The following is a 19,401-nucleotide window of genomic DNA, read 5'->3' as shown; positions in this document are numbered from 1 at the left end:
AAAAAACAACAGCATGTCCAGCAAAAACTACTATATCCTTGGCCTAATGTCAGGCTCCTCCCTAGATGGACTAGACCTCGCCTACTGCCGTATGCAATGGGGCCAAAACGGCCTAGAAAACTGGGAGCTGCTCGCCGCCCAAAGCCTACCCTACTCCAACAGTTGGGAGGATCGGCTGCGGGCCCTACCCCAGCAATCGGCCCTCATTTATGCCAAAACCGACCAATACTTTGGCTTTTATATGGCCGAATTAGTGCAGCAGTTTTTGGCCCAAAACAACATTCGGCGGCTCGACTTCATTGCCTCGCATGGACATACCGTTTTTCATGAGCCCGATAAACGTTTTGGAGCACAAATTGGGCGGGGCAGCGCCTTGGCCGCCCTCACAAAACGGCCCGTGATTAGCGACTTTAGAAGCCAAGACCTCAGTTTGTCTGGAGAAGGTGCCCCCCTAGCCCCCATTGCCGACGCCTACCTATTTCCGGGCTACAATTATTACCTCAACCTAGGCGGCATTGCCAACTTATCGGCCAAGGCAGGCCAAAACTGGCGCGCCTTTGACTTTGCCCCAGCCAACCAGCTACTCAACTTTTTGGCCCAAGAAAAGGGCGCTAGCTATGATAAAGGCGGCCAATGGGCCAGCCAAGGAGAGGTTCAAGAAGAATTACTGGCCACCCTGCTCTCCGACCCATTTTATCAGCAAACTTATCCCAAATCGCTCTCTAATGCTTGGGTGCAAGGACCACAGCTCCGCATCTTAGCCGAATTTGAGGCGAGTACAGAAGATAAACTGGCTACAGTTTGCGAACTCATTGGAATTAGCCTGCGCCAAAGCATTTTGGACCTCCAAAAAGAGGAGGGCTTTGGGCAGGCCGGTAAACTCTTGGTCTCTGGTGGGGGCGCTTTTAATCACTACCTTTTGGGCCAATTACAAGCCTATGTAGAAGATTTGGGCATTGAGATTTTTCTGCCCGACAACAACATTATCGAATTTAAAGAAGCCCTACTAATGGCCCTACTTGGCCTACTGCGTTGGGAAAAACAAACAAATGCCTGGCCCCAAGTGACCGGCGCAAAAAAAGCAAGTATCAATGGGGGTATCCACTGGCCGCCCCCCAAATCTTAAGATTATGAAAAAAGTAGATATTTTGGTCTTGGGCTCTGGCGTGGCCGGACTCAGCTTTGCCATTCGGATGGCCCAAAAACAGCCCCAAACGAGTATTGCCGTACTCAGCAAAACCATCTCTTCAGAGAGTAATACCAGCTATGCCCAAGGTGGGGTGGCTGCCGTTTGGGACGATCAGAAAGACTCTTACCAAAAGCATATTGAAGACACCCTAGATGCTGGCGATGGCCTCTGTGATGAGGAAATTGTTCGGATTGTAGTAGAAGAGGGCCCTAGCCGAGTGCGCGAGCTCATTGACTGGGGCACTCGCTTTGACAAAGAAAAGCAGGAAGAACAGTATGATTTGGGCCGAGAAGGCGGACATTCAGAAAACCGCATCTTGCATTATAAAGACATCACTGGCCGAGAAATTCAGCGGGCATTGTTGGCCAAAGCCAAAGAGCTCCCCAATATTGAAGTCTTAGAGCATCATTTTGCTATTGACCTCTTGACGCAGCATCATTTGGGCCGTTGGGTCACTCGACTTAGTCCCAATATTGAGTGCTATGGTTGCTACTCCCTCAACTTAAAAACTAATCGAGCGGAGCGCATTTTGGCCAAAGCCACTGTTATGGCTTCTGGTGGTGCGGGACAGGTCTATAAATCGACCACCAACCCAACGATTGCCACAGGAGACGGCATGGCCATGACCTATCGGGCCAAAGGAAGAGTGCGAAATATGGAATTTGTGCAATTTCACCCTACCGCCCTTTATAATCCCGCTGGAGAAAATCCCGTTTTCTTGGTCTCTGAGGCCGTCCGTGGATTTGGAGGCATCTTAAAAGATGCCGAGGGCCAAGAATTCATGCAGAAATACGACCCCCGAAAATCTTTGGCCCCTCGTGATATTGTGGCTAGAGCCATTGACCAAGAGATGAAAAATAGTGGCTCTGACTGCATGTATTTAGATTGTCGGCATTTGGATCAGGAAGCATTTTTGGCCCATTTTCCCAATATTTATGAAAAATGCAAAAGCATCGGTATCGATCCCTTTGAGCAGATGATCCCCGTAGTACCCGCCTGCCATTACTTTTGTGGCGGCATTGAAACCGATGCTTGGGGACAAACCTCTATCCATCGCCTTTATGCCTGCGGCGAATGCACCAGCACCGGCCTACATGGGGCCAACCGCCTAGCTTCCAACTCCTTGCTAGAGGGCCTCGTCTTTGCCGATCGCATTGCCAAGGATCTGGACCAAAAACTAGCAGAATGGGACTGGAAAGAGGGGATTCCCGCCTGGGAAGCCACAGGCAGTCAAGACCCCAAAGAATTGGTCCTCATTACCCAAAGTATGAAAGAGCTCAAAGAAATTATGAGTAGTTATGTGGGTATTGTACGCTCTAACCTGCGTTTGGAGCGGGCCTTTTCTCGCTTGCGCCTACTCTATGAAGAGACAGAAGAACTATATAACAAAAGTAGAATTTCGCCTGCGCTTTGCGAGCTGCGCAACCTGATTACCGTGGCCTATTTGGTCACTCGCTCGGCGGCTATCCGCCGAGAAAGTCGGGGGCTACATTTTACGACTGATTATCCCAACCGACAAGAGTATTTAGATGATACTCGCCTATAAAAGCAAAATGGCCCATAACGAATTGTTATGGGCCATTTTTTATTGGTTCTAGAGGCCCGAAGGCCCAGACCCAGCCGCCGAAGGCGGCGCAGGGCCAAGCAGAGCTGCGAGCTGCGCAATGGCCCGACCCGACCAATAATTCATGAGGGTTTCCACCCTCATTTTGTGTAGCTTCGCAAAGCGATACCGCTTTGCGCTGGGTTTTAACCTAGCGGAAGGGGCAGCCCCAAAAACTAGATCTTACTCATCATCTAATTTGAAAGGCGTATGTTCCTTTTTGCTTGTTTCTTTATCATCAATGCCCATAAAGCGCTTTCTGAGCAGGCTAGTAAATTGCAGGGCAAAATAGCTCTGGCTGCTTAGCGAGTACTCAATTTCCTCCACGCTCATCTCCTCGATAAAGTAAGTAGAGCTGAGGTAAACCACCTCATGGCCAGCCTGTTCTCTGGTCATCGAGAAGCTCTCGGTAATGAGTTGGTGGTTCGTTTTGAGGATTAACTCCATTAACTCCTGACGAGCTTCGATAGCGGCGGGCACCACCACGATAGGCGAAACGATCACGAGGCTAGGGCGTTTTTTCTGCTCAAAAGTGGTCGATTCTCTGAGGAGGACCACAACTTGGGCATTGCCGCGATGCAAATGCCAGCGGTTTTCTTTGTCGGTGCGGCAGACCTTGGGGTCTACGCCCAATTTCTGGATAGCCGCTTCAATAGTAGCGTAGTAATCAGCTAGTTGTTTCATGGTTATTATAAGTTTTACGACTGCCCGTCTAGTTGGGCTAAAAATTCTGCTTCTGTAAGGATATTGATGCCCAAATCTTGGGCTTTTTTGAGTTTGGAGCCGGCTTTTTCGCCCACTACCAAAAAGTCTAGATTTTTGGAGACCGAAGAGGCGGCAATGCCCCCAGCGGCCAGCAGGCGTTTTTTGGCTTCCGAGCGGCTCATCTCTTGCAAACTGCCCGTAAACAGGACCTTTTTATTGGCAAAGGGGCCTTCTTTGGGGCCATCTTGGGGTTTTTCTTCTTCTAATTGTTTGAGGTTGAGGCCCAATTCGCCTAGCTCCTCCAACAACTGTTGGATGGCCGGCAATTGAAAGCTATCATAGACCGACTGGGCCATTTTTGGGCCCACATCCTTTAGCTCGCTGAGCTGCTCGATGCTCCAATTTTTGAGTTCTCGGATATCGGAGACCACCGCCGCCAAAATCTTGGCATTACCCGCCCCCACATGCCGCAGGCCAAGGGCATAAATGAGGCGGAAAATCGGTTGATTTTTGGAGGCCTCAATCGCCTCTTGCAATTTGGCTACAGAGCGCTGGCCAAAGCCCTCGAACTGAGCAATTTTTTCATAATCTAGGCGGTAAACATCGGCTAGGCCATGCAGCAGGCCCTCCTCATAAAACTTCTCGACATAAGCGGCGCCAAAACCAGAAATATCCATAGCTCCCTTAGAGACAAAATGCTTGATGCGCTCTAGGATTTGGGCCTCACAATCGGGGTTGATACAGCGCCAAACGGCTTCGCCCTCAGGACGTTCCAGCAAAGAATCGCAAACGGGACAATTGCTTGGAAAAACGATGGGCTGCTCCTCCCCTGTCCGCAAATCCTCTAGGGGTTTAACGATTTGGGGGATTACATCTCCCGCTCTTTTGACCAGTACATGATCGCCAATGCGCAAATCTTTTTCGGCAATTTGCTCAGCATTATGTAGAGAAACCGAGCTCACGGTCACCCCAGCCAACTCGACAGGGCGAATTTTGGCCACGGGCGTAATGGCCCCCGTTCGGCCCACCTGATATTCTACGGTTTCTAGGATAGAACTGGCCTCTTTGGCCGTAAATTTATAGGCAATCGCCCAGCGGGGATGATGATTGGTGTAGCCGCAAATTTCTTGTAGGGCCAAGTTATTCAGCTTGACCACCATGCCATCAATTTCGTAGGCATAATCTTCTCTTTGGGCCTCCCATTGGGCGCAAAAATCGCCTACGGCGGTAATATTGGGGCAAAGTGCCCGCTCTTTATCGGCCGTTGGGACCTTAAAACCTAGGTCGGCCAAACAGGCCAAAATATCCCAATGGCTCTCAAATTGGTCCAAAACATTTTCGGCTTCGGCATTAACCGCAAAGCCCATTTGATAGACAAAAGCCTCTAATGATCGGGCTTTTACTTGCTGTGGATCTTTTAGGCGAAGGCAACCCGTTGCGGCATTTCTGGGGTTGGCAAAAAGGGCCTCTCCTGCGGCGGCACGCTTTTCATTGACCCGCTCAAAACGATCTTTTCGGATCAGGGCCTCTCCGCGCAGTTCCACTTTTTGGATGCCGTATTTACTAAAATTGGCCTGTAAGGGAATGCTAGCAATGGCACGGGCATTGGCCGTGATTTCATCGCCTTTTTCTCCATTTCCGCGAGTGGCGGCACGAACCAACTGATCATTTTCATAAACCAACACAATTGTTCCCCCATCAAACTTGGGTTCTACACAATAGGCCAGTTCATTTTGGGCCAAATCTTCGGGTAACAAACGGCGAAGACGCTGCTCAAAATCCTGAAGATCCTCCATATTTTCAGAGTTCTCCAAAGAAAGCGTAGGCGTCAGATGCTCCACCGTCGGAAAGCCCTCTGTCAGGTCGCTAGACACTCTTTGCGTGGGCGAATGCGGGAAAACCCATTGGGGAGCCGCCTCTTCCAAGCGCTTCAATTCTCGAAATAACTGATCATATTCATAATCACTCAGCAGGGGCTGATCGAGCACATAATAGCGCCATTCATGATAAGTAATCAGGGCAATTAGCTCCTGAATAACAGCCTCTTCTGTAGGCAATGGCTTTTGGGCCAAGAGCGCTTTAGAGCGCTCAAATAATTCTTTTTGCTCTTGAGCAGAGTAACGCATAAGTTAAGGTATGAAATTTTTTTGTGCTGTTGGGGCCTCCGCCTCGCTGCGCTCGTCGGCGCTATGTTGCGGGGCTCGCAAGTCTGCTCGGCCCTTCAGGCTCCACTTCGTTTCGCCTTTGGTCTGGCCTTCGGCCACCCCTCCACAGCGCTAGGCCAGGGACCGTTTGGGCGGCTTTGGCAGCTCCAATTTATTGAAAAATTTTCTCTGCGCTATGCGGGCAACGCTTAAAGATTCGCTTCTCTAAATCTTGGAGAAAAAACTCTCTTTGCGCATCAGAAAGGCCTTTTTTGTAGGGCTCAAACTCCTCTGCAAAGCAGGGGTTTAGGCCAGTGGCATATTGGAAGCCTTCTTCTAGCAGCTCATAGTCTCCAGTTTAAACCTCTTCCATTAGGGTGCACTCACAGAAACTGGTGGCCAAATTATTTTTGATACGGTCATCGCGAAAAGCGATATAGTCAATCGTATAGATGAGGACGACCAAAAAAAAGAGGACCGCCGCTCCTGTGATACTCCACTGGATAATGGTTTTCCGTTCCATAAGATAATTGGGTAAATTATTAAGTGTGTATGCGTAGTAGAATGTAGTATGCTATGCCTTAGAAAGGTAAGAGATTTATAGCGTTAAACTAATTTTTTTTGGCCTTCTTTTGGGCCTTTTTTTTGTGGTGGCTGACACAAATTATAAAAACCAAAATACATGAAATTTATCTACCTCTCTATATTCTGTCTTTTATTGGGGCAGAATATTCAAGCCCAAGGGCTCTATTTTCCAGATCAAGCAGGAAATTGGGACAGTCTATCTCCTCAAGACTTAGGCTATTGTGAAGCGCAGATAGACAGCCTCTATCAGTTTCTGGATCAATCAGATAGCAAGGCCTTTATCCTCTTAAAAGATGGCAAAATTGTGCTCGAGCAATACTTTAATGGGCATAGCGCCAGCGACAATTGGTATTGGGCCTCGGCGGGCAAAACCCTAACCGCCTTTTTAGTGGGCCAAGCCCTAGCCGATGGGCAACTCAGTCTAACCGATAGCAGTTCGCATTATTTGGGCAGCGGCTGGAGCAGTTGTAGCCCTCAGCAAGAGGGGGCCATTCAAATTATTCATCAGCTCAGCATGACTTCTGGCTTGGATGATGGCGTAATGGACCATACTTGCACCGAAGATAGCTGCCTGATTTATCTTACTGATCCCGCTTTGCGTTGGGCCTACCACAATGGCCCCTACACCCTTTTGGATGGCGTATTGACGCAGGCCACGGGCCTCAGCATGAACCAATATGTCAATCAAAAAATCAAGCAACCCATTGGAATGAATGGCAGTTTTGTTCCCTTAGGCTATAACAATGTTTACTTTAGCACGGCCCGTTCTATGGCCCGTTTTGGCTTATTACTATTGGCCGATGGGCAATGGGATGGACAAAGTATTTTGGCAGATACCGCTTATTTGGGCGCTATGCGCAGGCCTTCTCAAGCGCTTAATCCAGCTTATGGCTATTTGACTTGGCTGAATGGGCAAAGCAGTTATTTGTTGCCGGGCAGTCAATTTAGTTTTTCTGGACCACTAATGCCCGCTGCACCTAATGATTGTTATATGGCTTTGGGGAAAAACGGGCAATTTATCAATATCGTCCCTTCTGAAAATTTAGTTTGGATTCGGATGGGCCAAGAGCCCAATGGCTATGATGTGCCCGCAGAGCTCTGCAATGATATTTGGCAATACATCAACAACTTGAGTTGTCCGAATTCGGTAGTGGAATTGGACCAAGAAAAATGGCAAATTTACCCCAATCCAAATCAGGGCAAAGTTCATATTTCGGGCCTCTTGGGGGCCTTTAGTTGGCGCTTATTGAGTATTGAAGGCAAAATTTTGCAGGCGGGGCAAAGCCATCATTCTCAACTTGATTTTTCCTCTTGGCCTGCGGCCTATTACCGCTTAGAGATAGCCCAAAATGGCCAGAGAAAATACTTGAGTTGGGTAAAATACTAAGTTTAGTTCAAGAAAAAAGCCTTGCATTTCTGCAAGGCTTTTTTCTTAGGCCTCCTTAAAGGCTCTGGTCATTTCTCTTTTGCCTTTTGGGCCAGGCAGGGCTTCTACCCTAAAGCCGATACTTTTGAGTAATCGCTTAAAGGCGCCTTTGGCGCAGTAGGTCGTTAGGCAAGCGCCGGGGCGCATGGCCTCATAAATCTTTTTGAGCATGGGTTCCTCCCAAAGTTCGGCTTGCACATTGGGAGAGAAAGCATCATAGTAGACAATATCAAAAGCATTCTGGGCCGATAAGTCCTCAAAACGCTGAATATTCAAGCAGAAATTAAAGTTTTCGGCTAGGGTTTGCCAGCGGTTGGGCTGGCTGTGCATAGCGAGAAAAGTAGCTTGGCTAGTTGGGGCCGCTAGTTCTTGGGTATAATTAAGGGCCTGGGCAGTTTCGCTAGAAATGGGATAAGCCTCTAGGGCCAAATACTGAATTTGGCATTGGGGGGCTTCTTTTTGGCTATACAAATAGCTCATGAGGGCATTTAGGCCGGTACCAAAACCAATTTCTAAAATAGCTAATTGCTCTGGCCCCTTAGTGAGTTGATGGGCCAAGGCCGCTTGTATAAAAACAGTATCCGTTTCTTGGATAGCGCCATGTGTAGAGTGGTAACTGGCGGCAAACTTTGCCGACTCTAGGCTGTGAGAGCCATCGGCGGTGAGGATAATTTTAGCGTTAGAATCTGCTTGCATATAATCTACTGAATTGGATCAGGTCAAAATAAGATTTTTTGATGTTTATACAACAGCCTAAGGAAAGAAGTTGTTTAGTGGGTCCTTTATATTTGCGGTAGACAGGGCGCGAAGCGCCCGCAGGCCTAGCGATGCGGAAGGGTGGCCCGCAGGGCCAGACCGAGCTGGCAAAGCCAGCGAAGGGCCGAGCGAGCAGCGAGCCCTGAAGCGTAGCGCCGCAGCTTTGCTGCGGAGGCCCCAAAAAAAAGGCCCTCTTCCCAGAGGACCTACAACAATAAACATCTAGCTGTAAGGAGCAACATTTAGTAGCGGACATCATGGTGAATGGCAGCTAAAAACTCCTTGCGGAACTGCTCTTTTTCAAATTGACCACTGTAGGCGGTTGTTACCGTACTACTAGATATATCTTGGATGCCTCGGGTAGAGACACACATATGTTTTGCATCAATATAAACGGCCACATCATTGGTGCCTAGGCTCGTTTTGAGTTCTTCTAAGATTTGGCGGCTTAGGCGTTCTTGCACCTGCGGGCGTTTGGCATAATACTGCACTAATCGGTTAATCTTTGAGAGGCCGATCACTTTACCATTGGGAATATATGCTACATGGGCCTTGCCATAGATGGGCAAAAAGTGGTGTTCGCAGGTAGATTGCAACAAAATGTTCTTCTCGATCAGCATTTCTTCATACTGATATTTATTTTCGAAAAGGGCAATTTTGGGTTTATTGGCTGGATTGAGGCCACTAAAAATCTCCTTAACATACATTTTGGCCACTCGGTAGGGCGTACCTTTTAGGGAGTCATCGTTGAGATCGAGCCCCATAATTTCCATGATAGCCTTAAAATGGGCTTGAATCTGCTCTACTTTTTCCTCATCGGAAAGCAAAAAAGCATCCTCTCGCATAGGCGTATCGATAGAGCTAAGGATATGTTGGTCCCCCATTTCATCAAATAGGGCCTGCTCTTGGGCAGTGAGTGTTTTTACGGATTGGTTCATCTTGATTGAATTTACTTCTGAAAAAATAGGCAGATAAAAAATTCAGAAAAAGCTCTGCTACTTTTTTTGTCGTTAGATACGACTGAATTTTACGGTTCGTTTAGCTTTTCGCCTTTAAAATTTGCGGCCAGCTAAAACAACAAAGCTAAGAGAATCTGTTGATTTAGAGTAGGCAGTTTGCACATTTTGGGAAATTAGGTGTAGATCTCTGACGCCTTTTCAAACAGGCCTTGCTTTTTTTTGTTTAAAATACTACTTAGACTAGTTAAAAAAAATTAACAGAAAAATGAAAATAGGCATTATTGGCTCGGGCATGGGGAGTCTTTCTGCGGGGGCGCTCTTGGCCAAGGATGGACATGCTGTTCATATTATAGAACAAAATTATTTGCCTGGGGGTTGCACAAGTTCTTATTATCGTAAGGGCTTTATTTTTGAGGCCGGGGCCACCACTGTAGTGGGCTTAGACGAGCATATGCCTTTGCGCTATATTTTAGAGCAAACGGCGATCCAAATTGATATGAAGCCCTTGGATCGGCCCATGCAAATTCGGCTAAAAAATGGGCAGCAGCTAGAGCGATTTGCCAATTTGGAAGATTGGATTAGGGAGGCCGAGCGCATTTTTGGCCCAAAAGGGCAGGCGGCTTTTTGGCGGCGCGCCTATGCGATTAGTCAGTTTGTTTGGGAAACCTCCTTGCAGCAGCAGAGTTTTCCGCCCTCTTCTTGGCGAGATTTGGGGCCTATGATCAAGGGGTTTCGGCCCAAGCAGTTGGCTTTTGCGGGACTCACCTTTCGCTCGATGAAAAAGATGCTGCAACAATATGGACTAGACAAAAATCCCGATTTCATTGCCTTTGTCAATGAGCAGCTGCTCATTACGGCCCAAAATTACCTAGAAGAGGTCAATGTTTTATTTGGGGCCACGGCGCTTTGCTACACGCTTTTCGGAAATTATTATGTCTATGGAGGGCTCTACCAACTGGTCAAACCTTTTTGCGATTATATTGAGGCCCAAGGCGGGCAGCTTCATTTGCGGCGAAAAGTAGAGCAGATTGAGCGCAAAAATGGGCAATATATTTTGCAGACTAATCAGGGCCCAATGGCTTTTGATCGCCTGATTTCGGGTATTCCTATCAATAATTTACTCGATATTTGGCCCAATAAAAAGCTACATCAGCGCTATAAAAAGCGGTTGTTGCAGAGCCCGCAGCTCAATTCGGCTTTTCAGATGGGCATAGGCTTTAAACGACGAGAGGACTCCCCTGTTTTGCACCATCAAATACATCTCAAACAGCCACTTTCTCAGATTGGAAGCCAGAGTATTTTCCTCAGTTTTTCGGACCCCATAGATTGGTATCGAGCGCCTTTGGGCCAGGGCGTAGCCTCTATTTCTACACATATTCCAGACCCCGCCCGCCGGCCCGTTAAAGACAAGGCCGCCCTAGAAGAAGAGATCCTAAAGGTCTTGGACGAGCAGGGCTATATTGCTCAAGATCAGGTTTTGTACCGGCATAGCTCGGCTTCTAGCAGCTGGGAAAGCTGGACCCAGCGCAAGTTTGGTTTTGTGGGCGGTTATCCCCAATTTCTCCGCATTAAGCCCTGGCAAATGCTGGATGCTCGCCTAGAGAAGGGCGCCTATCTTTGTGGCGACACGGCTTATCCGGGGCAGGGAATTCCGGGCGTGGCCCTTTCGGGCATTATTGCCTATAAAAAGTTGTTGTTGGATGGCTAGTTTTTGGGGCCTGCCGCCTTTGGCGGCCGGGCCCTTGCAGGGCTCGCTCTCTGCTCGGCCCTTCAGCCCTTCGGGCTTCGGTCTGGCCTTCGGCCACCCTTTCAGGCCCCTAGGCCTGCGGGCGCTTCGCGCCCTGTCCGCCGCAGAAGTGGGGCTAGCCCTTAGAGGTCCTCCTCAATGCGTTGACTCAGCAATTGGTAGAGGGCCAGCAACTGCGGTTGATGCTCGGCCAAATAGGCCTGATGTTTTTGCATGCTGCTTTGGTCTCCTCGGATGGCGGGGCCCGTTTGAAAGTCTTTGGCAGGACCTTCTTCTAGGCGCTGGGCGCTTTGCAAAATTAGGGGAAAAAGAATTTCTGGATCGATTTGGGCCTGCTCACAAATGCTTTGGCCCATGGCAAAAAGATAGTTACTGAAATTATTGACCATAACGGCGGCCAGATGCAGAGCTGGCCATTGTTCCTCTGCTAATAAATGGTAGCGGCAGCCTAGCGATTTGGCCAAATCCTTTAATTGCTCCAAAAGAACAGGAGAAGAAGCCGCCAAACAGATCGGAATGCGGGCCAAATCGGGTAAATAGCCCTCATGAAAACTTTGCAAAGGATAAAAAATGCCGTATTGCTTGGCTTGAGCCAGTGCGCTTAATGGCGTAGCCCCCGAGCAGTGCAAAATCAGTCGTTCATTACGGATACTTTGAGGCAATTGGGCCAATACCTCAGCAATGGCTCTATCATGCACCGCCAGTAAATAATAACCCGCTTGATTCTCTAATTGATCGAGGGCAAAAACCGCTTGGCCCCCTAAGTCCTGAGCCGCTTTTTGGGCCTTTTCAGGGGTTCTGCTATAGCATTGCCCAATGCTATGCCCCGCCTTTAAAAAAGCATGGCCTAGCGCTTGGCCGACCTTTCCCGTACCTATAATATGTATCTGCATCTTGTATTAGCGCAATTTGGCCACCGAAAAACGGCGGTAGGTTGCCTCACCAAGGATGACCACATAATACTCGCCAGCTTGGAATTGGCTAAAATCTAAATCGAGTTTTTGGTTTTTTCCGGCTTGAATGGGCGGAAAAAACTGTTGTTGCAAGCTGCCGTTTTGGTCCAGGATACTACAAACTAGCGATTCGTTAGTTTCTTCTGTTTCTAAAGAAACCTTTAGGCCTTCTTGCAAAACTTTGCTTTGTTCGGAGATATTGGGCAGTTGTTCTAGATCAATTTTGGCCCAATTGATTTTTCGTTTAGTTCTTTCTTCTGCGGCAGAAGAGCGCAGCTCTTCTAACTCTAGACTTTGCTGTTGGTCCAAGGGAGAATCCGTTGGAGTAGTTTGGCAAGAAAAGAGCAGACTAAGGAGACAAAAAGCGGTGCAATAACGAAGCATAATAGTTGGTCTTTTGGATCCTTAAATATAGCTTATATTAGGGAGCTAGGCAAACCTTAGGGCCGCAGTTGCACAAAATACTCTTTGCCTGCTCGGGGTTTAATGGAGTTATGGCAATCATTTATTTGGACCGAAGAAAAATAAGCCTTAAAAAGTTGTTGATAGCTGGCTAGGCTACCGCCAAAGGGTGGGCCTTCTTGGCAGAGCGGAAAATTGAACAGCAGGCCAATAAGTTGGCCTGTGGGGGCCAGTAAGCTAGCCATTTTTTGGGCATATTGGGGCCGAAGTTTGGGCGGTAGGGCGCAGAAAAAAGTTTGTTCGATGATGAGGTCAAAATTATCTTCTTGCAGGGCAAAAAAATCGCCTTGATGAAAGTGGCTAGGGGGCAAATCGCTCAGCTTTTCTTGGAGTTGGCTTAGTGGTTCTTGGGCCCAATCGCAGAGGTGGATATTTCTAAAGCCTTTTTGGTAGAGATATTGGGCCTCATGGCCGTGGCCACAGCCTGGAATAAGAATTTTGAGGTCCAAATCCTCCAGCTGATCAATATAAGTAGCAATAGGGCGAGTGCAGCTGCCGGCGTTCCAGCCCGTAGTTTGCTCGAGGTATCGATTTTGCCAATAGTCGGCAGATAGTTTTTCTTTCATGCTAGTTTATTTTAGGATCTTGCAGGCGCGGAGCGCCGCAGGCTGAGGGATAGAAAGCAGGGCCGCCGCAGGCGGCAGACCAAAGCGCTGAAAGCGCTGCAGGGCCGAGCGAATAGCGAGCTGCGACATAGCCCGACCCGAGCGAAGCGAGTGGGCAGCCCCAAATCATCATGCTGCTAACGTTGGCCAAAAAGGGCCGAGCCAATACGGACCAGCGTACTGCCTTGTTGTAGGGCCAATTTATAATCTCCGGACATGCCCATAGAGAGCTCCTTAAAGCTAGGATCTTGGGCAAAAAACTGTTCTTTTAGCCTTTGGAAATAGCTGGCTAATTGGCCAAACTCGGCCAAAACCTGTTCCTGATTATCGCTAAAGCTGGCCATGCCCATCAGGCCAACAATTTTGATATTTTTCATTTGGGCGTACTCTTCAGAGGTTAAGAGCGCCTGAGCGTTGGTCCAATTGAGGCCAAATTTACTCTCTTCTTGGGCAATATGAAATTGGAGCAGACAGGGAATGATTCTGTTATTTTTTTGGGCCTCCTTGTTAATCTCCTTTAAGAGGCGGAGGCTATCTACGGCATGAATCAGGCTCACAAAAGGGGCAATATATTTCACTTTATTGCGCTGTAGGTGGCCAATTAGATGCCATTCAATATCTTTGGGGAGGCTTTCGGCCTTTTCTAGGAGTTCCTGCACCTTATTTTCGCCAAAAATGCGTTGTCCTTGATCGTAGAGGGCCTGAATAGCGGCAGCGGGTTTAGTTTTGGAAACCGCCACCAATTCCGTTTGTCCATTGGCCAACTCCTTCTTAATGTTTTGATAAAAATCTAGATCTAGCATAAAAACCTTTGCTTTTTTTTGCTGTTGTGGAATAGGAAACCGTATTTTTGATAGTATTACTATCATTTCAACCCCTTCTAAATCATCTTATGGCTTCAGTTCAGCCTTCTTTTAAGCCGCTCAAGCGGCTAGGCAAGATGTTATACCTTGACCGCAAAGATATTTATTTAGTCAGTTTTTACGCTTTTTTTGCGGGCCTTTTAGGTTTGGGTATTCCTTTGGGAATACAAGCGATCATTAACTACATTGCGATTGGAGAGACCACGACCAGTTGGTACACCCTCTGTTTTTTGATTACCGGGGCTAGTGTGGCGGTGGGGATCACTCGTTATATGCAAGTATTGATTGCGGAGGGAATTCAGCAGCGGATATTTACGCGTTCGGCCTTTGAGTTTGCCTATCGGATTCCGCGCTTCAAGATGGAGAGCATTCGGGAGGCTTATGCGCCCGAATTGTCCAACCGTTTCTTTGACACCTTATCGGTGCAAAAGGGGGTACCCAAGCTCATCATTGATTTGCCGGCTTCTGTATTACAAATTCTATTTGGGTTAATTTTGTTGGCGACCTACCACCCTTTCTTCGTTTTTTTTGGACTAACCTTACTATTTGTATTGGTGGCTATTTTATACTTTACCTATCAGGAAGGTTTGGCCAGCAGCTTGCGCGAATCAAAATATAAATATAAAGTAGCCTATTGGTTAGAGGAATTGGGGCGGACCATGGGCTCCTTTAAGTTGGCTGGGCGCACTCAATATCCCCTAGAAAAAACCGATGAGTTGGTGGGGAGTTACCTCAAGCATCGGCAGAGTCATTTTGCGGTTTATCGACAGCAGTTTATGAGCATGGTGGGTGTTCGGGGAGGCGCCACCTTGGCCCTATTGTTATTGGGTGGAGGCTTGGTTATTTCGAATGAAATGAACATTGGGCAATTTGTAGCGGCAGAAATCATGATTATCATGGTGCTCAATGCCTTGGAGAAGATTATTTTGAGCATGGAAACCGTTTTTGATGTCCTGACGGCCATTGAGAAAATTGCCCATGTTACGGATTTGCCTTTGGAAGAAGAGGAAGGGATTGATTTTCAGGAAATTGTTGGAAACAAGGGGATTCATCTTCGGGTACACAAAATGAGTTATCATCCAGAGCCGCTGATGCCGCCGGTACTCAAAGATATTTCTTTTGAGTTGGGCGGAGGAGAGCACCTTTGCATTACGGGTTTTGCCGATTCGGGAAAAACGACTCTCTTGCGAATTTTGCTAGGCTTGTACCAAAACTTTAAGGGGACCATTGATTATAACCAAATGCCCATTCGCAACCTCAACCTGAGTAGCTTGCGCTCTTATATGGGCGATTACTTGAGGGAAGAGCATTTATTTTATGGCAATTTGCTAGAAAACATTGCCATGGGGAGAAAAGATGTTACGGCCCAGGATGTCCTTTCTACTTGTCGGGCGGTAGGACTTGACCGCTTTTTGCAGGAGCATCCAGAAGGTTTAGACGCCATGATTCCCTCCGATGGACAGGGCTTATCGCAATCAACGATCAAAAAGATTTTATTGGCCCGTTGTATTGTGGACCATCCTCGTTTTTTGGCCGCCGAAAACCTCTTGGTTGGTTTAGAAAGTAGAGAAAAGCGGATGTTGACGAATTTGCTTACTGCGCCTAATGCGCCTTGGACCTTAGTGGCCGTTAGCCGCTCTTCTGAGCTGGCCGCCCGCTGTAAACGAGTCATTGTTCTGGATAAGGGCGAGATTATTTTTAATGGCTGTTATAATGAGCTAAAAAAACAGCCTTACTTCAACGAACTATTTGATGGCTGCGAAGAGGCCTAAAAACCAAAGACCAAAGCTAGTTTAGCTTTGGTCTTTTTTATTACTTCAATACTTCTGACTCGAATTGCCAGACTCGGCCCCCTCCCCCATTATTGGACAAAATGCTCCGAATCAATTGCATTTCTGGCCAAAGGTCGTTAATCATGCCATCTGTGCGAGCCAAACGCTCATAATCACTAATGATGGGCCGAAAAAAACTAAATAACAACTCTGGATTTAGGCCTCTGGCCCCCTGCAAATTCTTGAGCACCTGAAAACGCCGATTGGGCTGATGCAACAAAAACTGATAGAGCGGCAAAGAACGAACAAAAGCCCCTGGAATACGAGCCAAAAGCGTTAGGGCCGCATCCGCCAAGGCGATGTCATCGGCCTCGGCCATCATCTGAATATAACGCTCCTGAGGGGCTACTTCTCGACCAAAATCTTGTAGGCCCAATAATAAACGAGCCGCCAAAGCTTCATCCTTGCTGCCCAAAGCATCAAAAAATCGCAAAATTTCTGCTTTTGTTGGAATCCTTCGGAACTTTTGCAAATTCTCCGCAGTTGTGGCCTTAATTTTCACGGTCTTCCTCCGCTTTAGGTCCAAGATAATGGCCTTAAACTTTGGATTGGGACAATAAAATAACAACAACTTTTCTAAAGCCTGCAAACGCTGCTGCATAGCATTGTCGGCCCCCTCATAAATTTGAAATAAAGCCTCTTTTTCTTCCCTTGGCCAAAGCGCCTCCCACAAAGAAAGCCGCAAATCATATTTATGCCGATCAAAAATTTCTACATTCTCTTCTGCCGAAAGCGGACTTTGCTCTTGCAGAAAATCTAAATTTTTTTGATGTTTGGGATCCATATCGCTAAGTTGTTAAAAAAAACTTAATAAATTGCAGAATAGCTGCTGCCTCAAGTCAATAATTTAACGATTATTTCCTAATTTTCTTGGCTAAAAAGAAGGCTGCCCAAAAAAAGTAGCGAATACATCAAAAATTAACCTAGGATTTAAATAGCTTACTAGACTTTTGTTTAATTTTGTAGCCGCTTTTTAAATCAACCCAGCTTGAATTTATTCTCAAGTAGAAATTACACCAAATGAAAAAGGTTTTTCACGCTTTTCTATTTTTACTCTTTAGCTTGGCTATTTTTTCTTGCAATAATGAAACCGCCAAAGTTGAAGATAATGAACCTAAAAGCGCTGAAGTAGCGCAAGATAGTAGCCAAAAAGAAGAAGTAGCCAAGGCTGCCGAAAAAACACTTTTGGGCAAATGGTCTGTGGTCCAAACGGAAAGTAAAGGCAAAACCGAGAATTTTGAAAAAGGCGCTCTTCTCTTTATCTTCGAAAAGGATGGTAAACTTAATATGATTAACGAGCAAGATAATTCTACCTCCGAATATGAACTAATCGAGGAAGAAAACATCATTAAGGTAACCAATACTAATGATGCTCCAGAAACCTGGACCATTAAAGAATGGGACGAAAAGACCCTCATATTTACCGCCAATTCTCCCGATGGAGAAGAGATTTCGGCCATCCTAAAGCGCTAAGCGCCAACAAATTAGACAATAATCACTTATTGTATATAATCAGACTATTCACATTTTTTTGATCTATCAAACATTCCAACCATGAAATTTTTGAATCTATTGTTCGTAATGGTTTTCGCTTTTGCTATCACTTCTTGCGGTGAAGAAGCGCCCAAGAAAGAAGAAGTTAAACAAGAAGAAACTACCAAAGAAGGTGGTGAAGAAGTAAAGGAAGAAGGCAACACTGAAGCCGCTCCTGAAACTGAAGCTACAACTGAAGGCGAAGGTGAAGCTGCTCCTGCTGAGGGTGAAGCTGCTCCCGCTGAAGGCGAAGCTAAAGAAGAAAGCCACGAAGGTCACGATCACTAGTCTCTAGCGATCTAGAATAAGAGAGGCGCTCAACTTTTGTTGGGTGCCTTTTTTTTATGTTTTTTGGGGCTGCCCCTGCGGCCTACGGCCTTGGGTCGGGCTCTGTCGTGGCTCGCAGGTCTGCTCGGCCCTGCAGTTTTTTTCGCTTCGCTTCAAAAAACTTGGGTCTGGCCTTCGGCCACCACTATCCATCCCTCAGCCGTTTTGGCCTTCGGCCAAATTGGGCCATTTTAGGGCTCCAAGGCTTGCTTTCGAATCAGGCGGTGGCCAATGCTGCAAGACAAACAACGGCGCTCTACACAATAACACTTATAGAGTTGAATCAGGGCCTGCGACTGCTGGGCATCCTTGGCCGAAATATCCCAACTCCCCCAATTTCTCAAAATCTGATTATTTTCTGCGGGCAACTGCCCCAATAGGTCCAGCAGCAAGTCTATCTCTTTTTCTTGGCCATTGGCCTGAGCATGCAAAAAGCGAAAAGGGGCCAAAAAATTGATAAAAAGCAACTGAATACTCTCCTTGCCCAAGCTTTTCTGCTTGCGGGCCTGGCTCTGTTTTCCCAAGCGATAATGGCTCAACCAATAGGGAGAACTTATTTTAACGCCAAATAAAGCCTGCAAAGCGTTTAGGGAATCTACCTCCATAAATTTGGACCAAAGATTTTCCTTTTGCAAAAGTCCAATCAAAAGAATGAGGCGAAAACTAGGCAGGGCCGAAGGGCGCAGGCCCCCAAAATTCCAGGCTAAGGGCAAAGCCGTTCCGAGCAGCTCCTTTTCTTGCAAATAAGCATACTCTTGGGCCAAAGCCTGACTATAATCATCTTCTGTTTGGGCCAAAAAGCCCGCCCGACCAAAAAACAGCGCTTCTAGCTGTTTGGGCCGGCCCAAATACTTTCGCCAAAGCCGATAAGGCAAAGCCTGCCCTAGGCGCTGAAAGTTTTCGGCATTTTGGCCCAAACCAAAATGAGCAATGAGCTGTTCATAAAAACAGGCGGTCCAATCGCCTCGCCAATGGCTTAGGCGCTTGCGTAAGGCTGCGGCTTTTTGCTCTAAGCGCTCAATGGTTAGGCGCTCCATCCAAATGGACCATTCTAAAGGATCGATTTGGGGAAGTTGTGGCCCACAGGCAATGGGCTGTTCTAGCTCGCCGAGCAAGCGCATCCCCTGCTCAAAAAGAGCGGGAGAAATGCGTCCCCGCAAAGCCAAAGCGGGCAAACGGCTACCATCTGCCCGCCGAATAATTTGGTCCTCATCATAGACCAGATGCAAAATGACATTTTCATAATTGGGGTCGTTTTGATGCCCATGCCGCAACCAATCAGAGGCGCGTTTGTGGACCTCCACCTGCCCCGCCCAAAGGGTGCCCCCAATATAAATTCGGGCATCGGAAAAATCGGGGCCAGCGGCATGCTGGTTCCAATGCCCCGGATAAACCAACTGAATTTCTTGGCCCTCGGCCGTGCGCAAAAAACGCTTATCGTATAGCTGAAAGCGCCAGATATAGTGCAAAAAGGATTCGGGAAAAGGATATTTACTCATCGCTAAATTTTTAAATACAGCTAAAGTTAGCTAAAAATAACGCTAGTAGCAACAAAATAATTAATTTTGTTTATCCTAGTGTTTAATTGTAGTAAAAATCCTTTTGGCGCCAGAAGGCTGGGCTTTGCCCAGCCTGGCTGAGGGATGGACAGCAGTGGCCGAAGGCCAGACCTAGGGCTTTTGAAGCGAAGCGAAAAAGCCCGCAGGGCCGAG

Annotated in this window: 18 protein-coding genes; 7 read left to right on the top strand and 11 right to left on the bottom strand. The window is 47.3% G+C overall.

Going from position 1 to position 19,401, the window contains the following annotated elements:
• Window positions 1-13 precede the first annotated feature (13 nt).
• Entirely contained in the window at window positions 14-1,126 is a 1,113-nt protein-coding gene (locus OP864_RS13425) for an anhydro-N-acetylmuramic acid kinase (protein ID WP_270098671.1), read from the top strand.
• Between the two features lie 4 nt (window positions 1,127-1,130).
• Window positions 1,131-2,735, top strand: coding sequence for an L-aspartate oxidase (gene nadB / locus OP864_RS13420; protein ID WP_270098670.1), 1,605 nt, complete (start codon window positions 1,131-1,133; stop codon window positions 2,733-2,735).
• A gap of 240 nt (window positions 2,736-2,975) precedes the next feature.
• Here nadB and OP864_RS13415 read toward each other — a convergent pair whose 3' ends face one another.
• From OP864_RS13415 to OP864_RS13405, 3 genes are all read right to left on the bottom strand, one after another.
• Window positions 2,976-3,476, bottom strand: a complete 501-nt coding sequence (locus OP864_RS13415; protein WP_015693679.1) for a type III secretion system chaperone family protein — start codon at window positions 3,474-3,476, stop codon at window positions 2,976-2,978.
• 14 nt (window positions 3,477-3,490) lie between these two features.
• Complete coding sequence (gene ligA, locus OP864_RS13410; RefSeq protein WP_270098669.1) at window positions 3,491-5,623, bottom strand: NAD-dependent DNA ligase LigA; 2,133 nt, start codon at window positions 5,621-5,623, stop codon at window positions 3,491-3,493.
• Between the two features lie 376 nt (window positions 5,624-5,999).
• Window positions 6,000-6,164, bottom strand: coding sequence for a hypothetical protein (locus tag OP864_RS13405; protein WP_270098668.1), 165 nt, complete (start codon window positions 6,162-6,164; stop codon window positions 6,000-6,002).
• 159 nt (window positions 6,165-6,323) lie between these two features.
• Here OP864_RS13405 and OP864_RS13400 point away from each other — a divergent pair, with 159 nt between their 5' ends.
• Complete coding sequence (locus tag OP864_RS13400; protein ID WP_270098667.1) at window positions 6,324-7,613, top strand: serine hydrolase; 1,290 nt, start codon at window positions 6,324-6,326, stop codon at window positions 7,611-7,613.
• Window positions 7,614-7,658: 45 nt separating this feature from the next.
• Here OP864_RS13400 and mnmC2 read toward each other — a convergent pair whose 3' ends face one another.
• A complete protein-coding gene (gene mnmC2 / locus OP864_RS13395) occupies window positions 7,659-8,348 on the bottom strand; it encodes a tRNA (5-methylaminomethyl-2-thiouridine)(34)-methyltransferase MnmC2 (protein ID WP_270098666.1) in 690 nt (229 codons plus the stop codon).
• Window positions 8,349-8,650: 302 nt separating this feature from the next.
• Window positions 8,651-9,346 carry a GTP cyclohydrolase I FolE gene (folE, locus tag OP864_RS13390; protein WP_270098665.1) on the bottom strand — a complete coding sequence of 232 codons (696 nt, stop codon included), beginning with the start codon at window positions 9,344-9,346 and terminating at the stop codon, window positions 8,651-8,653.
• Window positions 9,347-9,632: 286 nt separating this feature from the next.
• Between folE and OP864_RS13385 the strand changes: the two genes are divergently transcribed.
• Window positions 9,633-11,075, top strand: coding sequence for a phytoene desaturase family protein (locus tag OP864_RS13385; RefSeq protein WP_270098664.1), 1,443 nt, complete (start codon window positions 9,633-9,635; stop codon window positions 11,073-11,075).
• 161 nt (window positions 11,076-11,236) lie between these two features.
• Here the strand turns inward: OP864_RS13385 and OP864_RS13380 are convergent, their stop codons facing one another.
• The 4 genes from OP864_RS13380 to OP864_RS13365 all read right to left on the bottom strand — a co-directional run bounded on the left by OP864_RS13380 (window position 11,237) and on the right by OP864_RS13365 (window position 13,937).
• Entirely contained in the window at window positions 11,237-12,007 is a 771-nt protein-coding gene (locus OP864_RS13380) for a Rossmann-like and DUF2520 domain-containing protein (protein WP_270098663.1), read from the bottom strand.
• 6 nt (window positions 12,008-12,013) lie between these two features.
• Entirely contained in the window at window positions 12,014-12,451 is a 438-nt protein-coding gene (locus OP864_RS13375; protein ID WP_270098662.1) for a hypothetical protein, read from the bottom strand.
• Window positions 12,452-12,507: 56 nt separating this feature from the next.
• Entirely contained in the window at window positions 12,508-13,095 is a 588-nt protein-coding gene (locus OP864_RS13370) for a methyltransferase domain-containing protein (RefSeq protein WP_270098661.1), read from the bottom strand.
• A gap of 176 nt (window positions 13,096-13,271) precedes the next feature.
• Entirely contained in the window at window positions 13,272-13,937 is a 666-nt protein-coding gene (locus tag OP864_RS13365) for a YggS family pyridoxal phosphate-dependent enzyme (RefSeq protein WP_270098660.1), read from the bottom strand.
• Between the two features lie 89 nt (window positions 13,938-14,026).
• Between OP864_RS13365 and OP864_RS13360 the strand changes: the two genes are divergently transcribed.
• Complete coding sequence (locus OP864_RS13360) at window positions 14,027-15,769, top strand: peptidase domain-containing ABC transporter (protein WP_270098659.1); 1,743 nt, start codon at window positions 14,027-14,029, stop codon at window positions 15,767-15,769.
• Window positions 15,770-15,809: 40 nt separating this feature from the next.
• On the opposite strand, the gene OP864_RS13355 is transcribed toward OP864_RS13360, so the two are convergent.
• Window positions 15,810-16,613: a hypothetical protein gene (locus tag OP864_RS13355; protein WP_270098658.1), complete on the bottom strand. Its 804-nt coding sequence runs from the start codon at window positions 16,611-16,613 to the stop codon at window positions 15,810-15,812.
• 236 nt (window positions 16,614-16,849) lie between these two features.
• Here OP864_RS13355 and OP864_RS13350 point away from each other — a divergent pair, with 236 nt between their 5' ends.
• Together OP864_RS13350 and OP864_RS13345 are read left to right on the top strand one after the other, a co-directional pair.
• Window positions 16,850-17,302: a hypothetical protein gene (locus OP864_RS13350; RefSeq protein ID WP_270098657.1), complete on the top strand. Its 453-nt coding sequence runs from the start codon at window positions 16,850-16,852 to the stop codon at window positions 17,300-17,302.
• A gap of 81 nt (window positions 17,303-17,383) precedes the next feature.
• Window positions 17,384-17,650: a hypothetical protein gene (locus tag OP864_RS13345; protein WP_270098656.1), complete on the top strand. Its 267-nt coding sequence runs from the start codon at window positions 17,384-17,386 to the stop codon at window positions 17,648-17,650.
• Window positions 17,651-17,880: 230 nt separating this feature from the next.
• On the opposite strand, the gene OP864_RS13340 is transcribed toward OP864_RS13345, so the two are convergent.
• A complete protein-coding gene (locus OP864_RS13340; protein WP_270098655.1) occupies window positions 17,881-19,188 on the bottom strand; it encodes a DUF2851 family protein in 1,308 nt (435 codons plus the stop codon).
• Window positions 19,189-19,401: the final 213 nt, after the last annotated feature.

The sequence above is a fragment of the Saprospira grandis genome (assembly GCF_027594745.1).
Classification (GTDB): domain Bacteria; phylum Bacteroidota; class Bacteroidia; order Chitinophagales; family Saprospiraceae; genus Saprospira; species Saprospira grandis.
This window is presented reverse-complemented; position numbering and strand designations above follow the sequence as displayed.

Excerpts from the sequence above, each read along its gene's own strand:
- OP864_RS13425 (WP_270098671.1), top strand. The coding sequence starts at position 14 with ATGTCCAGCAAAAACTACTATATCCTTGGCCTAATGTCAGGCTCCTCC.
- nadB (WP_270098670.1), top strand. The coding sequence starts at position 1,131 with ATGAAAAAAGTAGATATTTTGGTCTTGGGCTCTGGCGTGGCCGGACTC.
- OP864_RS13415 (WP_015693679.1), bottom strand. The coding sequence starts at position 3,476 with ATGAAACAACTAGCTGATTACTACGCTACTATTGAAGCGGCTATCCAG.
- ligA (WP_270098669.1), bottom strand. The coding sequence starts at position 5,623 with ATGCGTTACTCTGCTCAAGAGCAAAAAGAATTATTTGAGCGCTCTAAA.
- OP864_RS13405 (WP_270098668.1), bottom strand. The coding sequence starts at position 6,164 with ATGGAACGGAAAACCATTATCCAGTGGAGTATCACAGGAGCGGCGGTC.
- OP864_RS13400 (WP_270098667.1), top strand. The coding sequence starts at position 6,324 with ATGAAATTTATCTACCTCTCTATATTCTGTCTTTTATTGGGGCAGAAT.
- mnmC2 (WP_270098666.1), bottom strand. The coding sequence starts at position 8,348 with ATGCAAGCAGATTCTAACGCTAAAATTATCCTCACCGCCGATGGCTCT.
- folE (WP_270098665.1), bottom strand. The coding sequence starts at position 9,346 with ATGAACCAATCCGTAAAAACACTCACTGCCCAAGAGCAGGCCCTATTT.
- OP864_RS13385 (WP_270098664.1), top strand. The coding sequence starts at position 9,633 with ATGAAAATAGGCATTATTGGCTCGGGCATGGGGAGTCTTTCTGCGGGG.
- OP864_RS13380 (WP_270098663.1), bottom strand. The coding sequence starts at position 12,007 with ATGCAGATACATATTATAGGTACGGGAAAGGTCGGCCAAGCGCTAGGC.
- OP864_RS13375 (WP_270098662.1), bottom strand. The coding sequence starts at position 12,451 with ATGCTTCGTTATTGCACCGCTTTTTGTCTCCTTAGTCTGCTCTTTTCT.
- OP864_RS13370 (WP_270098661.1), bottom strand. The coding sequence starts at position 13,095 with ATGAAAGAAAAACTATCTGCCGACTATTGGCAAAATCGATACCTCGAG.
- OP864_RS13365 (WP_270098660.1), bottom strand. The coding sequence starts at position 13,937 with ATGCTAGATCTAGATTTTTATCAAAACATTAAGAAGGAGTTGGCCAAT.
- OP864_RS13360 (WP_270098659.1), top strand. The coding sequence starts at position 14,027 with ATGGCTTCAGTTCAGCCTTCTTTTAAGCCGCTCAAGCGGCTAGGCAAG.
- OP864_RS13355 (WP_270098658.1), bottom strand. The coding sequence starts at position 16,613 with ATGGATCCCAAACATCAAAAAAATTTAGATTTTCTGCAAGAGCAAAGT.
- OP864_RS13350 (WP_270098657.1), top strand. The coding sequence starts at position 16,850 with ATGAAAAAGGTTTTTCACGCTTTTCTATTTTTACTCTTTAGCTTGGCT.
- OP864_RS13345 (WP_270098656.1), top strand. The coding sequence starts at position 17,384 with ATGAAATTTTTGAATCTATTGTTCGTAATGGTTTTCGCTTTTGCTATC.
- OP864_RS13340 (WP_270098655.1), bottom strand. The coding sequence starts at position 19,188 with ATGAGTAAATATCCTTTTCCCGAATCCTTTTTGCACTATATCTGGCGC.